Origin of the sequence: Aliidiomarina halalkaliphila, from assembly GCF_007096385.1 — a bacterium.
GTDB lineage: Bacteria > Pseudomonadota > Gammaproteobacteria > Enterobacterales > Alteromonadaceae > Aliidiomarina > Aliidiomarina halalkaliphila.
The window spans coordinates 128,627-141,651 of record NZ_VJWL01000001.1 but is presented as its reverse complement, the minus strand read 5'-3'; the positions used below and the strand labels follow the sequence as shown (position 1 = coordinate 141,651).

General features: G+C 50.5%; 13 protein-coding genes. All 13 read left to right on the top strand.

What is annotated here, in order from left to right; translation table 11 throughout:
- The first annotated feature begins 28 nt into the window (after positions 1-28).
- The 13 genes from nadD to FM042_RS00600 all read left to right on the top strand — a co-directional run bounded on the left by nadD (position 29) and on the right by FM042_RS00600 (position 13,025).
- Positions 29-688, top strand: coding sequence for a nicotinate-nucleotide adenylyltransferase (gene nadD, locus FM042_RS00660; RefSeq protein ID WP_143233839.1), 660 nt, complete (start codon positions 29-31; stop codon positions 686-688).
- A 65-nt stretch (positions 689-753) separates the two neighbouring features.
- On the top strand, positions 754-1,074 hold the full coding sequence (gene rsfS / locus FM042_RS00655; protein WP_143233838.1) for a ribosome silencing factor: 321 nt from the start codon (positions 754-756) through the stop codon (positions 1,072-1,074).
- A 6-nt stretch (positions 1,075-1,080) separates the two neighbouring features.
- A complete protein-coding gene (gene rlmH / locus FM042_RS00650) occupies positions 1,081-1,551 on the top strand; it encodes a 23S rRNA (pseudouridine(1915)-N(3))-methyltransferase RlmH (RefSeq protein ID WP_143233837.1) in 471 nt (156 codons plus the stop codon).
- A gap of 2 nt (positions 1,552-1,553) precedes the next feature.
- Complete coding sequence (mrdA, locus tag FM042_RS00645; RefSeq protein ID WP_143233836.1) at positions 1,554-3,470, top strand: penicillin-binding protein 2; 1,917 nt, start codon at positions 1,554-1,556, stop codon at positions 3,468-3,470.
- Positions 3,457-4,578 (top strand): rod shape-determining protein RodA, encoded by a 1,122-nt coding sequence (rodA, locus tag FM042_RS00640; protein WP_143233835.1) that lies wholly within the window; start codon positions 3,457-3,459, stop codon positions 4,576-4,578. The genes mrdA and rodA overlap by 14 nt, the downstream gene beginning before the upstream one ends.
- Before the next feature lie 26 nt (positions 4,579-4,604).
- Positions 4,605-5,606 (top strand): lytic murein transglycosylase B, encoded by a 1,002-nt coding sequence (gene mltB, locus FM042_RS00635; protein WP_143233834.1) that lies wholly within the window; start codon positions 4,605-4,607, stop codon positions 5,604-5,606.
- 2 nt (positions 5,607-5,608) lie between these two features.
- Entirely contained in the window at positions 5,609-6,391 is a 783-nt protein-coding gene (locus FM042_RS00630) for a septal ring lytic transglycosylase RlpA family protein (RefSeq protein ID WP_143233833.1), read from the top strand.
- A 159-nt stretch (positions 6,392-6,550) separates the two neighbouring features.
- Positions 6,551-7,714 carry a serine hydrolase gene (locus FM042_RS00625; protein ID WP_143233832.1) on the top strand — a complete coding sequence of 388 codons (1,164 nt, stop codon included), beginning with the start codon at positions 6,551-6,553 and terminating at the stop codon, positions 7,712-7,714.
- On the top strand, positions 7,711-8,583 hold the full coding sequence (locus FM042_RS00620) for a D-amino acid aminotransferase (RefSeq protein WP_143233831.1): 873 nt from the start codon (positions 7,711-7,713) through the stop codon (positions 8,581-8,583). The genes FM042_RS00625 and FM042_RS00620 overlap by 4 nt, the downstream gene beginning before the upstream one ends.
- Positions 8,567-8,830, top strand: a complete 264-nt coding sequence (ybeD, locus tag FM042_RS00615; RefSeq protein WP_143233830.1) for a DUF493 family protein YbeD — start codon at positions 8,567-8,569, stop codon at positions 8,828-8,830. The genes FM042_RS00620 and ybeD overlap by 17 nt, the downstream gene beginning before the upstream one ends.
- 54 nt (positions 8,831-8,884) lie before the next feature.
- Positions 8,885-9,538, top strand: coding sequence for a lipoyl(octanoyl) transferase LipB (gene lipB, locus FM042_RS00610; protein WP_143233829.1), 654 nt, complete (start codon positions 8,885-8,887; stop codon positions 9,536-9,538).
- Positions 9,531-10,496 carry a lipoyl synthase gene (gene lipA, locus FM042_RS00605; RefSeq protein ID WP_143233828.1) on the top strand — a complete coding sequence of 322 codons (966 nt, stop codon included), beginning with the start codon at positions 9,531-9,533 and terminating at the stop codon, positions 10,494-10,496. The genes lipB and lipA overlap by 8 nt, the downstream gene beginning before the upstream one ends.
- 93 nt (positions 10,497-10,589) lie before the next feature.
- Positions 10,590-13,025, top strand: coding sequence for a S9 family peptidase (locus FM042_RS00600; RefSeq protein ID WP_143233827.1), 2,436 nt, complete (start codon positions 10,590-10,592; stop codon positions 13,023-13,025).

The following is a 13,025-nucleotide window of genomic DNA, read 5'->3' as shown; positions in this document are numbered from 1 at the left end:
CTGTGCAAACTTCCGATACTAACACCCCATGATTGCTAACAACGCTGCCTCACCCCGACAAATCGCCGTTTTTGGCGGTACTTTTGATCCTGTGCATTGGGGACATTTACGGCCTGTGCTGGATCTAGCGGATCAATGCCACTGGGAACGCATTCATCTTCTACCGACCTGTGCACCACCTCATCGCCAGCAGCCAGAAGTGCTCAATACCCACCGCTTGGGAATGCTCGATGCTGCCGCAACCTTGGATTCACGGTTGTATGTGAACGATTGGGAATTACGTCAAGGGATGCCATCACGCACCTTACCTACGCTCAAACATTTTCGCGAACGATGCCCTGATGCAACCTTGGTGTTTATCATTGGAATGGATAGTCTGTTGTTACTACCGGAGTGGTTGCATTGGGAGCGACTGTTTGACTACGCTCATTTCGTGGTTATGCCGCGCCCGGGATATAGCCTCGATGATGCCCGTCCAGAGTTAAAAGAACTACTCGCCCAACGCCAGATTTCTCTCACTGAGTTAAGTCAAGGCCATGGTGGCATTTATATCGCCGAATCCACGCCCGTAGATATTTCAGCAACGGAACTACGATCGCGCCTTTCTGAACTTACCGAATGTCCTGAGTTTCTCCCTGAACCTGTTTGGAAATACATTCAAAAGCACCATCTTTACGGTGTTGGCTAGCTACATGTCGCGCAGAACTCGTGCTACAATCCCGAGGTAAATAGATCAATTGGAGCACCCCCGCATTGCAAACTGAAGAATTACGCGATTTTATTCTAAAAAAAATCGATGACATTAAAGCTCGTGACGTTCAAACCATTGATGTACGAGATAAAACTGACGTAACCGATTATTTGGTTATCTGTTCTGGAAACTCAAAAACCCACGTTCGTAGCATCGCAGGTCATGTCGCCGTTGAAGCCAAGCACGCAGGCGAACGGCCACTAGGTGTAGAAGGCGAAACCGACGGCGAATGGGTCCTCGTAGATTTCGGTACTGTCGTGGTACATGTGATGCAAGACACCGCGCGAGATTTTTATCAACTTGAAAAGCTGTGGGGCCATTAATCCTCCATGCGTCTCCAACTGATTGCAGTCGGTAACAAAATGCCCGGATGGATTCTTGAGGGCTACCACGAATATGCCAAACGCATGCCCCCGGAGCTTCCTCTCGATTTAATTGAAATTGTTCCGGGCAAACGCTCAAAGAAAGCTGATGTGCAACGCCTGATGGTGCAAGAAGGCGAGAAAGTGTTGGCTGCAATCAAGCCGGGAACCCATGTTGTCGCCTTAGAAGTCAAAGGAAAGCCCTGGGATACTCACACCCTTGCCAAACGCATGCAGCAATGGCAACTCAACGGTCAAGACGTCGCCTTTATTGTTGGCGGTCCTGAAGGACTCTCTGCCGATTGCAAAGCCCGTGCCAATGAGATGTGGTCTTTATCACCACTAACATTGCCCCACCCTATGGTTCGTGTCATTATTGCTGAAGCCCTTTTTCGGGCCTGGAGTTTACTTAATAATCATCCGTACCACCGCGAATAATCATGAATAGAAAACGGGTCCCGATACGGAATCATCAGGCTGAAGCAGCCCTCTTTTCCCGCCGCGCATTTGTGTCTATCGGCATCGTGTTCGTGGTGTTCGCTATATTATTGGCGAATTTATACTCACTCCAGGTCACCAGCTTCGCTGAATTTCAAACACGTTCAAACAGTAATCGCATTACCGTGCTGCCAGTGGCACCCAATCGTGGATTAATTTATGACCGCAACGGCGTGCTACTCGCGGACAATATTCCAGTCTACTCCTTGGAAATATCACCACTCGAGGTCCGTAATCTTGCCGAAACCTTAACTCGGCTCCAACAACTGTTGGATCTTCCCGATGCCATCATTACCGATTTTAATACGCGCTTGCGCCAGCACCGCCGCTTTCCCAATATTACCTTTGCTGATGATCTCTCCGAAGAACAAGTTGCCCTATTTGCAACCCATCAACACCATTTTCCAGGCGTCACCATTGAAGGTCGATTGCAACGTTTCTATCCGCACCGGGATCTCTTCACTCACGCGCTCGGCTACGTAGGTCGGATTAACCAACAAGATGTACAACGACTGCGTGAACAAGAGCGATACGCGAACTATGCTGCGACTCGTACCATTGGCAAGCTGGGCATCGAACGGCAATACGAGATGGATTTGCATGGCGTTGTTGGTTATCAAACTGTTGAAGTGAATAACCGTGGTCGAGTGGTTCGTACCCTCGACTTTACGCCGCCACAGCCCGGCACCGATATTCATTTGGAACTCGATATTGGCTTGCAACAAATCGCCCGTGACCAGTTACAAAACCGGCGCGGCGCTATCGTGGTACTCGATGCCAATACCGGCGGCGTATTAGCGCTCTATTCGAACCCGAGTTACGACCCGAACTTGTTTGTGAGCGGAATATCTACCGTGGATTACCGCGGCTTACTGAACAATCCAGCAAACCCGCTGATTAACCGCGCAACACAAGGGCGGTATCCCCCTGCATCGACAATTAAACCCCATTTGGGATTACTTGCCTTGCATGAGGGAGTAATTACCGCTGAAACGCGGATTTGGGATCCCGGCTATTTTGCCCTTGAAGGTGTGTCGCGGCGTTTCCGCGATTGGCGCCCTCACGGTCATGGATGGGTAACTATTACCAAAGCCATCGCCGAATCCTGTAATGTATTTTATTACGATGTGGCCCACCAGCTTGGCATCGACCGAATCGCCACCTTTATGCGGGAGTTTGGGTTTGGCGAACAAACCGGGATTGATATTCGCGAAGAAAACGCCGCTATTATGCCAGACCGGGGCTGGAAGCGAGCACGCTTCAATGAACCATGGTATGCCGGCGAAACCCTGTCCGTGGGAATCGGTCAAAGCTTCTGGACGGTAACCCCGCTACAGCTCGCATATTCCACTTCAATTTTAGCCACCAAAGGTGAACGGCATACACCGCGACTACTGCGAGCTATCGGAGATCGTCATGATCCGGAATTTGTCCCACCACGCGCACTACCGCCGTTATCGCAAGTGGCTCCGGAACATTGGGCGACCATTCATAAAGGCATGGAAGAAGTGATCACATCACGCCAGGGTACCGCGTGGACTGCATTTCGTTCAGCACCTTATCGGGCCGCCGGTAAAACCGGTACTGCTCAGGTTGTTCGACTCAGTGATGAAACCAATGAGCGTCCTGATATCGAAGATGTTGAGGAACGTTTTCGTGATAATGCGACCTATGTAGGATATGCGCCAGCCGAATCCCCGGAAATCGTCGTTGCTTTGGCTATCGAAAACGTCGGTGGAGGCGGTCGCAATGCGGCACCTGTTGCGCGGGCGATTATGGATTACTATTTTGCCGACCCGGAGCAGCGCCAGCTCAAGCTTCTTGAAATCCAGCAGCGGAGGATGAATGCAAACGACTGAAGAACGTCAGCGTAATCCGTGGCTGGCAAAACTGCATATTGATGGCCCATTACTGCTCGGACTCATCACACTTGGCATTGTCAGCCTCTTTGTGATTTATAGCGCTGGCGGCCAAGATATTGGGCTGGTCCAACGACAAGCCATTCGATTAGGAGTTTCCCTTGGCGTGCTTTTTGTTGTGGCGCAAATTTCCCCTCAAACCTGGCGCACCTATGCGGTTCCATTTTATATCGTCGGCGTGATATTACTCATTCTCGTATTGTTTTTTGGCGAAATGGGGAAAGGGGCGCAGCGCTGGCTTAATATTGGCGTGACGCGCATCCAGCCGTCAGAGATTCTCAAGCTTGCAGTCCCCATGCTCCTCGCGTGGTATTGTTCACGGGCACAGATTCCTATTCGCTTTTGGCACGTACTGGCCGGGATCACTCTGGCTATGATCCCAACTCTCCTAATCGCTCGACAACCTGATCTCGGCACCGCCATATTGGTGGCAAGTTCGGGCATTTTTGTACTCTTCCTTGCGGGAATGAGCTGGCGACTAGTTACGGTTGGCGGCGCACTTGGTGCTGCCAGCCTGCCATTATTTTGGTTCTTCTTACTCCGAGAATATCAACGCCAACGGGTACTAACTTTCCTGAATCCAGAAACCGATCCACTGGGTTCTGGCTACCATATAATTCAATCGAAAATTGCCATTGGTTCCGGCGGCCTCGAAGGAAAAGGCTGGCTGCAAGGAACCCAATCGCAACTAGAGTTTTTGCCTGAACGCCATACCGACTTTATTTTTTCAGTGTTTGCTGAAGAGTTTGGTTTTTTCGGCGTCGCTGCATTGTTAATCTTGTACGGATTTATCATTTTCCGTGGCATGCTTATTTCCATGCGAGCGCAGAGTAATTTCGGACGTTTGCTGGGGGGAAGTATTACCCTGACATTTTTTATTTACGTTCTCGTGAACATTGGCATGGTTTCAGGACTCTTACCTGTGGTTGGCGTTCCTTTACCATTGATCAGTTATGGTGGCACCTCCATGGTGACCATGATGGCAGGATTCGGTATTTTGATGGGTATCGCTACCCATCGACGACTCGTGATCAGCCAATCTGGATAACATTAGAATAATTACAAAGGTGGTATATGAAGAAGCTCCGTTGTTTGCTCGTAGCCTGTTGTGCACTTGGTTTTTTCGGCTCTACGACCGCATTGAGTTCAGAATGGTCCGACGCTGAACGCCAGTTTATTCAGCAAATGCACAAAGACCATCAAATTCCCCCAGCAGAAACAGAAGCGTTGCTGCGGGCCGCCACCAAAAGCCAACCCATTATTGATGCCATTAGTCGGCCCTGGGAGGCTCGCCCTTGGCATGAGTATTACACGATTTTTCTCACGGATCGTCGCCTTCAGGAAGGTTTAGCGTTCTGGGAAGCCCATGAAGACACGCTAATTCGCGCCCGCAAGCAATATGGAGTTCCGGAAGAAGTCATAGTCGCTATCCTTGGCGTGGAAACCTATTACGGCCGCATCATGGGGCAGCACCGAGTACTTGATGCCCTATACACCTTAGGCTTCCATTATCCACCTCGCCAGACATTCTTTCGCAGCGAACTCGCGCAGTTTATGCTGCTTACTCGCGAAGAATCATTGCCTGCAGAAGAATTAATGGGTTCTTATGCCGGTGCCATGGGTTTTGGTCAGTTTATTTCATCCAGCTATCGTCATTACGCGGTTGATTTCGATGACGACGGTCAGCGCGACCTCCTTGGAAACGTTGTTGATGCTATTGGTAGCGTGGCTAACTACTTCGCACGGCATCATTGGCGTGACGCACAACCCATTGCCATACCGGCTTGGGTCAGTGGAGATACAGATGTGGCAGCGCTGACGAGTGGTCGCGGTCAGGTACTCACCCATACCGTCGGCGAACTGCATGAACAGGGCGTACGTTTTATTACCGCCATGCCAGCGGATACTAAAGCACGGTTATTTGCATTTGAAGAAGCCGATGGCGGGCATTCCTATTGGGTAGGCTTACCTAACTTCTATGCCATCACCCGATATAATCATAGTCCGTTGTATGCGATGGCTGTATTCCAACTGTCAGAGCAGCTTCGTCAACATCGTGCGATGGCTGGGCAATAAGCATGTCTTGGCGTTATCTTATTATTCTCGTGAGCGTGAGTGTGATGACCTTGGTGGGATGTAGTCAAACGCCAAGTACAGAGCGCTACCGCATCGCCAACGACGAAGCCCCTCTACGCACACCTACCGCAGCGGAGCTTTACCCACTTACGCCCCGAGAAGAACCGATTGGACGCCGAGGCAATCTCCCCTACCAAGTGAATGGTCAGCATTATCAGGTTCTGTCGGATGCCTCCGGCTATGACGAAGTAGGCATCGCTAGCTGGTATGGACAAAAGTTTCATGGTCACCTCACCTCTATGGGCGAGTATTACGATATGTACAGTTTATCAGCGGCCCATAAAACCTTACCCCTCCCAACTTGGGTACGGGTGACCAATCTTGATAACAATAAATCAGTGATTGTACGGATTAATGACCGTGGTCCGTTTCACTCTGATCGTATCATTGACCTGTCGTTCTCCGCCGCTTACGCCATTGATATGCACCGCAGCGGCACCGCTCGCGTGCGGGTGGAAGCATTACACTCCACTACAGACGCGACAATGGAGCCTCATGCGCACTTTATTCAAATTGCCGCAGCCCGCGACGCAAGAAACCTACAAAATCTTGCCCAACAAATGCAAGAAAATTATCAACTCGACGCAACTACCCGCGAACAAAATGGTCTGACTCGATTGTTTATCGGGCCATTTTCTGAACGTCAAACCATTCATTGGATCAATCAGCTCCAACAAGATGGTTATCAGGGGATATTTCGCGTTCCATACGACAATCTGCCGTAAATAGCGTGTGAAGACATTCCGGTAAGACGCAAAAATTTGTTATAATCGGCTCCCTTTTTTGCTTATGGGCTTTCGTCCATAACGTAAGTCCATCGTGACACTGACACGACAAAAGGGCCGATTTACTCATTCAACATTGAAAAGAGAAGCTTACTGACCATGATTAGCAGCCGAATTCGTTTTTCTCCCATGCTTGCCCTAATGGCATTCTTCTTGACTGTGTTTACGGCTCAGGCGGTAACGCCTCCGACACCCTTGGTGAACGCCCGCGCCTATGTCATGATGGATTACAACACAGGTCACATCATTGCTAGCAGTAACGCTGACGAATCACACGGTCCTGCGAGCTTGGTAAAAATGATGACCAGCTACATTGTTGGTCGCGAGCTCGAACGCGGCACCATCTCCCTAGACGACACGGTCACCGTAAGCCGTAATGCATGGGCTCGTAACTTTCCTGGTTCCTCGCTCATGTTTATCGAAGTCGGACGCGAAGTACAGGTAGAAGACCTAAACCGTGGCATTATCATCGCCTCGGGTAACGATGCCTGTGTCGCTATGGCGGAACATATCGCGGGCACTGAAGATGGCTTCGTAAACCTGATGAATGCCTATGCTCGCGAGCTTGGCATGACTAACACCACCTTCTCAAATAGCCACGGTTTAACGAGTGAAGGGCAAACCACCACTGCGCGGGATATGGCTATTTTAGCACGGGCACTGGTACGCGATGTCCCCGGCCAACACGCGCTCTACTCAGAACGTGAATTTACCTATAATGGTATTCGCCAATACAACCGTAACTCTTTGTTATGGGATCGTTCTTTGAATGTTGATGGTTTAAAAACCGGCTACACCCAAGAGTCTGGTTATCACTTAGTCACCACTGCGGTCGACGGTGATACGCGTCTGATTACTGTGGTGCTGGGCACTAATAGCGAAACCGTGCGTGCCGCGGAATCGAAAAAATTACTGAACTATGGTTTCCGCTACTACGAAACCGTCAAAGCCTATGCAGCCGGCGAGAAACTAGCAAGCCAGCGTATTTGGGGTGGATCCACCGACGAAATCGAGTTGGGTACCGCTAACGATGTGGTCGTGACACTTCCGCGCGGACAGCGTCAAAATGTTCGTGCCAATTTTGTTCTTGATCAAAGCTTAGATGCCCCACTGCCCGCCGGCGAAACCGTAGGAACCGTAAATCTCACCTTAAACGGTGAAGACATTGCAAGCTTCCCACTGGTGACTTTAAGCAGTGTTGAGCGTGGTGGTTTCTTTAAGCGCATCATGGACAGTATTAAAAAGAGCTTTAGCGACGAATGAATAAACTCTGGTTAAACGGGCACGTTGTGCCCGCGGACCAAGCAAAAATCTCCGTGTTTGATCGGGGATTTTTGTTTGGGGACGGCATTTATGAAGTAGTACCGATATATGCGGGGCAACCGTTTTTATTTGACGAGCACATGGCCCGTCTTGAACGTAGCTTGCATGCTGTCTCTATCCCAATGCCCATACCTCGAGCTGAGTGGCTACAGGTGATCGATGCATTAAGTGACAATATTCCCGAGGGTAGCGGTGTGTTGTATATCCACATCACCCGCGGCGAAGAGTTCCCGCGTTCTCACTTGCCAGCTAACGATTTAACACCCACTGTGTTTGCGACTCTCAGCCCATTTACGCCACCCAGTGGTGAGCCGACACCCGTGCGTGTATCTTTGCTCGAAGATAACCGTTGGTTACGCTGCGACATCAAGAGTATCAGCTTATTAGGTAACATCATGGGTAAGCTGGCGGCAGCGCAAGATGGTACTGCAGAACCTCTGATGCATCGTGCCGGACGCATCACCGAAGGTGCGACCTGTAATTATTTTATTGTAAAAAACAATACGCTAATTACCGCTCCCGCAGATACTTTGATCCTCGCTGGCATCACCCGTGACTGGATTCTTACCCTTGCACGGGATAATGGCATTAGCGTTGAAGAACGCGCATTTTCTATTGCTGAACTCTACGATGCCGATGAATGTTTCCTTGCTAGCTCAACACGAGAAATTCTGCCAGTTGCCATGGTGAGCGAGCAAACCATTGGATCCGGTGAAACCGGTCCGATCACCCAGCAATTAATTCAGTATTTTAGACAAAGTCGCCCGCAAGCGACGCACCCGAAGGTAGTCCATGAAAACCAAATTTGATGAGCTTCTCGATTTTCCCTGTGATTTTCGCTTTAAAGTGATGGGATTGGCAACAGAACAGCTGGCCGACCAAATCATTGAGGTGGTTCAAGAACATGCACCGGGTGATTACACTCCAGAAGTGCGCCCGTCTAGCAAAGGCAATTATTATTCTGTGTCGGTTTCCGTGGTTGTGGTTAGCAAACAACACATTGAAACCTTATATCGCGCTTTATCCAACATCGACGACGTTCGTTACGTTCTCTAAAAACCATACGGTTTATCCGGTGTAGTCACAACAAAATCACAGTATACTTAGCCTATGAACAAGTTAATCATCCGTGAACTCCATAATATGCCATACGAGCCTGTATGGCGTGCGATGCAAGCTTTTACCGACGAGCGGAATGAAAGTGCCGCGGATGAGTTGTGGGTGGTTGAACATCCACCGGTGTTTACCCAAGGCCAAGCTGGTAAAGAAGAGCATTTACTTGCGCCGGGAGATATCCCTGTCGTCCCCGTGGATCGAGGCGGTCAGGTGACCTATCACGGTCCAGGCCAGCTCGTGGTATACTTTATGCTTGATATTCGCCGACGTAAAATGGGTGTTCGGGAGCTAGTCACCGCGATCGAAAACACCATTGTCGACGTTTTAGCAGAATATGGTGTAAAGGCAGCGCCACGACCTGATGCGCCGGGTGTGTATATTGGCCCTGAAAAGGTGTGTTCGCTCGGATTACGGATCCGACGAGGTTGTTCATTTCACGGTTTAGCCCTTAACGTGAATATGGACTTATCACCATTTCAACGCATTAATCCCTGTGGTTATGCAGGTATGATTATGACTCAAACCGCGAGCCATGGCGGACCAACATCGGTCGCAGAGGCCGCCACTAAGGTGACAGCAACCTTTGCACAACTGCTAAGTTACTCTGAAATTGAAGCAACTACAGGACTTCCTGAAGCCTATGTCTAAAAGTGCCAACATTGAAGCCGGAGTAAAACTCCGTGATGCAGATAAGATGTCGCTCATTCCTGTGAAAGTCGTACCGACTGAACGGGAAGAAATGCTGCGCAAACCAGAATGGCTCAAAGTGAAACTGCCAGCTTCGACAGAAAAGATTGATCACATCAAAAAGGCCATGCGCAAGCACGGCTTGCATTCTGTGTGCGAAGAAGCAAGCTGCCCTAACCTACCGGAGTGTTTTAACCACGGTACTGCAACCTTTATGATTTTGGGGGCGATCTGTACACGCCGCTGCCCGTTCTGCGACGTAGCTCATGGTCGGCCATTGCCGCCGGATCCAGACGAAGCGAAAAAGCTTGGCCTCACCATTCATGATATGGGCGTACGTTACGTGGTGGTTACTTCAGTAGATCGTGACGACCTTCGTGATGGCGGAGCACAACACTTTGCCGATTGTATTCGAGAAATACGTGCCCATACTCCAGATATCAAAGTAGAAGTGCTGGTCCCTGATTTTCGTGGCCGAATGAATATTGCTTTGGATATTTTAGAAGCGGAAGCACCGGATGTGTTTAACCACAACCTCGAAACAGTTCCGCGTTTGTATAAAGCCGCGCGCCCTGGTGCAAATTACCAGTGGTCATTAGACCTTCTAGCCAAATACAAAGAGCGCCGCCCAGATGTTCGTACCAAGTCGGGACTCATGGTTGGCCTCGGTGAAACCAATGAAGAGATCCTAGAAGTGATGGAAGATTTACGCCGTCATAATGTGGATATGCTGACCATTGGCCAGTATTTGCAGCCAAGTCGCCACCACATTAAAGTGGCACGCTACGTGACCCCAGACGAGTTCGCTATGTTTAAACGCGAAGCCGATAAAATGGGATTCACCCAAGCAGCGTCAGGCCCCCTAGTACGTTCATCGTACCATGCGGATCTGCAAGCAGCAGGCATTGAGGTAAAGTAGTCGATCCTTACGGCCCAGTGGTCGCATTTTACTGGATATTAAGCTCCATTCAGGTTTTGATGAGACAAACATTCAAACCATGGAGCTTTTTTTATGCGCACAGTCATTCGGCAATGGAGCCGCTGGATTGGCCTCGCTTTTTGTTTACCTGCACTGGCCTGGGCCAACCCCGTCAGTATTGGTTACCAAGAGCCTGCCAATGAAATTATCGATATCGTAGATGCAGCGCCTGCGCCAGGGGCCAATCTTAGCCCTGGTGGCGAGTTCCTGCTCATTCTCGATTTTCCTGCATTACCTACGCTGCGCGATTTAGCGGCACCAGAATATCGCCTCGCTGGACGCCGAATCAATCCTGCAAATAACACCACAAGCCAAGCACGTTATATTTCGGGCTTTCGCTTATTAGCAACCGACGACGGCAGCCAGCGTCGTATTCAAGGCCTGCCTAGTGATTTACGCGCCATTGGCGTGTCCTGGTCCCCCAATGGTCAATCCATCGCCTTCGTGCAGATGGAAGACGAGCAAGCCACCCTGTGGCATATCGATATCGCTGCTGGACGCGCGCAACAATGGTCGCCGTTGCCGCTCAATAACGTCTGGGGCACCAATCTTCATTGGAGCTCAGACTCGCAAAGTATTTTAGTCACTCTTGTCAATCCAGAGCGAGGCGATGCACCGCAGCGCCCAGCTGTTCCAGCGGCGCCGGTTATCACCGAAACGCGCGGGCGCACGGCACCGGCACGCACCTATCAGGATTTGCTTGCGGACGAGCACGATGAAGCGCTGTTCGATTATTATTTCAGCAGTCAAGTGGCGCGTATCCATCGCAATGGCGATGTAGATATGATTGGTTCTCCGGGTGTATTCAACTCAGTTGATTTGTCTCCCAATGATACCTACGTTCTAAAAACCGAGCTTCAGCGCCCTTATTCTTATGCGGTGCCGCAGTTCCGTTTTGCCCGCACCACGCGGGTTGTCGACCTTGCCGGTAATACGTTATACGAAGTGGTCGACCAGCCCCTTGCGGATAACTTGCCTATTGGTTTCGATGCCGTAGTGGATAGCCGTCGCAGCATTTCTTGGCGTAATGATGCCGATGCCACTTTAGTATGGGCAGAAGCAGCCGATGGTGGTGACCCGCGTGCCGAAAGTGATGTGCGTGACCGTCTCTACCAGCTCGCCGCACCTTTCGCAGACGAACCTACGCACCTTCTAGATTTAAGCTACCGCTACGCGCGTCTTCTCGCTGCTGATGGCGAAACTGCCCTCGTGTGGGAACGCTGGTGGGCTGACCGTGAAGAGCGTGTATGGCGCATTAGTCCCGACGGTGACGCTGAACCACAGCTCGTGTGGGAACGTTCTTGGGAAGATAGTTACAACGACCCAGGCACACCACTAACGACTCGTGTCGATGGACGTACGGTGCTGTTAATTGATGACGAACACATTGTATTGACGGGTACTGGCGCGTCCGACGAAGGCGACCGTCCCTTTATTGACCGTCGTCATCTCACCAGTGGTGATACCGAGCGATTATGGCGCTCTGAGTCGCCCTATTTTGAGCGCCCTATTGCTGCACTAGACTACGCATCAGGCCGCTTCTTAACGCAACGAGAATCCATTGATAGTCCGCCGGATTTCTATATTCGCGATCTCAACGACGATCGTATTAGTGCGCTCACTTCAACGCCGCATCCAATGCCGGAAACCTTAGGAATTAGTCGTGAGCTGGTGCATTATGAGCGTGAAGACGGGCTTTCAATGTCGGCCACGTTGTTCCTTCCTGCGGGCTACGATGCAGAGCGCGATGGTCCATTACCGACCATTATTTGGGCTTATCCTCGGGAGTTCAGAAGCTCGGCCGCCGCGGCTCAAGTAAGTGGCTCTCCATATGAGTTCAATCGTATTAGCTACTGGCGTCCGCAGTTCTTAGCAACCCAAGGCTATGCAGTGCTCGACAACGCCACCATGCCCATTGTCGGTGAAGGTGATCAGTTACCTAATGATACCTTTATTGAGCAGCTCATCATGAACTCTCAAGCTGCAATCAACGCGGGTGTTGAGCGCGGTGTCACGGATCCGAAGCGAGTTGCCCTCGGCGGTCATAGTTACGGTGCCTTTATGACCGCAAACGTACTTGCCCATAGTGACTTGTTCCAAGCAGGTATTGCTAGAAGCGGTGCGTATAACCGCTCGCTGACGCCATTTGGCTTCCAGCGTGAAGAACGAACGATTTGGGATGATCCTGCACTGTATCAGCGGATGTCACCGTTTTTCTCAGCACACCAAATCAAAACCCCGCTGTTATTGATTCATGGTGCCGAAGATAACAACTCGGGGACGTTCCCGATGCAAAGCGAACGTATGTACCAAGCCATTAAAGGGAACGGCGGTATTACCCGTCTCGTGATGTTACCACTTGAATCTCATGGCTATCGTGCACGCGAAAGTGTGTTACATATGCTGTGGGAAACTGTGGAATGGCTCGATGAATTTGTGAAGCACGCTGACACAGACAGCAACGAATAG

Excerpts from the sequence above, each read along its gene's own strand:
- nadD (WP_143233839.1), top strand. The coding sequence starts at position 29 with ATGATTGCTAACAACGCTGCCTCACCCCGACAAATCGCCGTTTTTGGC.
- rlmH (WP_143233837.1), top strand. The coding sequence starts at position 1,081 with ATGCGTCTCCAACTGATTGCAGTCGGTAACAAAATGCCCGGATGGATT.
- mrdA (WP_143233836.1), top strand. The coding sequence starts at position 1,554 with ATGAATAGAAAACGGGTCCCGATACGGAATCATCAGGCTGAAGCAGCC.
- rodA (WP_143233835.1), top strand. The coding sequence starts at position 3,457 with ATGCAAACGACTGAAGAACGTCAGCGTAATCCGTGGCTGGCAAAACTG.
- mltB (WP_143233834.1), top strand. The coding sequence starts at position 4,605 with ATGAAGAAGCTCCGTTGTTTGCTCGTAGCCTGTTGTGCACTTGGTTTT.
- FM042_RS00630 (WP_143233833.1), top strand. The coding sequence starts at position 5,609 with ATGTCTTGGCGTTATCTTATTATTCTCGTGAGCGTGAGTGTGATGACC.
- FM042_RS00625 (WP_143233832.1), top strand. The coding sequence starts at position 6,551 with ATGATTAGCAGCCGAATTCGTTTTTCTCCCATGCTTGCCCTAATGGCA.
- FM042_RS00620 (WP_143233831.1), top strand. The coding sequence starts at position 7,711 with ATGAATAAACTCTGGTTAAACGGGCACGTTGTGCCCGCGGACCAAGCA.
- ybeD (WP_143233830.1), top strand. The coding sequence starts at position 8,567 with ATGAAAACCAAATTTGATGAGCTTCTCGATTTTCCCTGTGATTTTCGC.
- lipB (WP_143233829.1), top strand. The coding sequence starts at position 8,885 with ATGAACAAGTTAATCATCCGTGAACTCCATAATATGCCATACGAGCCT.
- lipA (WP_143233828.1), top strand. The coding sequence starts at position 9,531 with ATGTCTAAAAGTGCCAACATTGAAGCCGGAGTAAAACTCCGTGATGCA.
- FM042_RS00600 (WP_143233827.1), top strand. The coding sequence starts at position 10,590 with ATGCGCACAGTCATTCGGCAATGGAGCCGCTGGATTGGCCTCGCTTTT.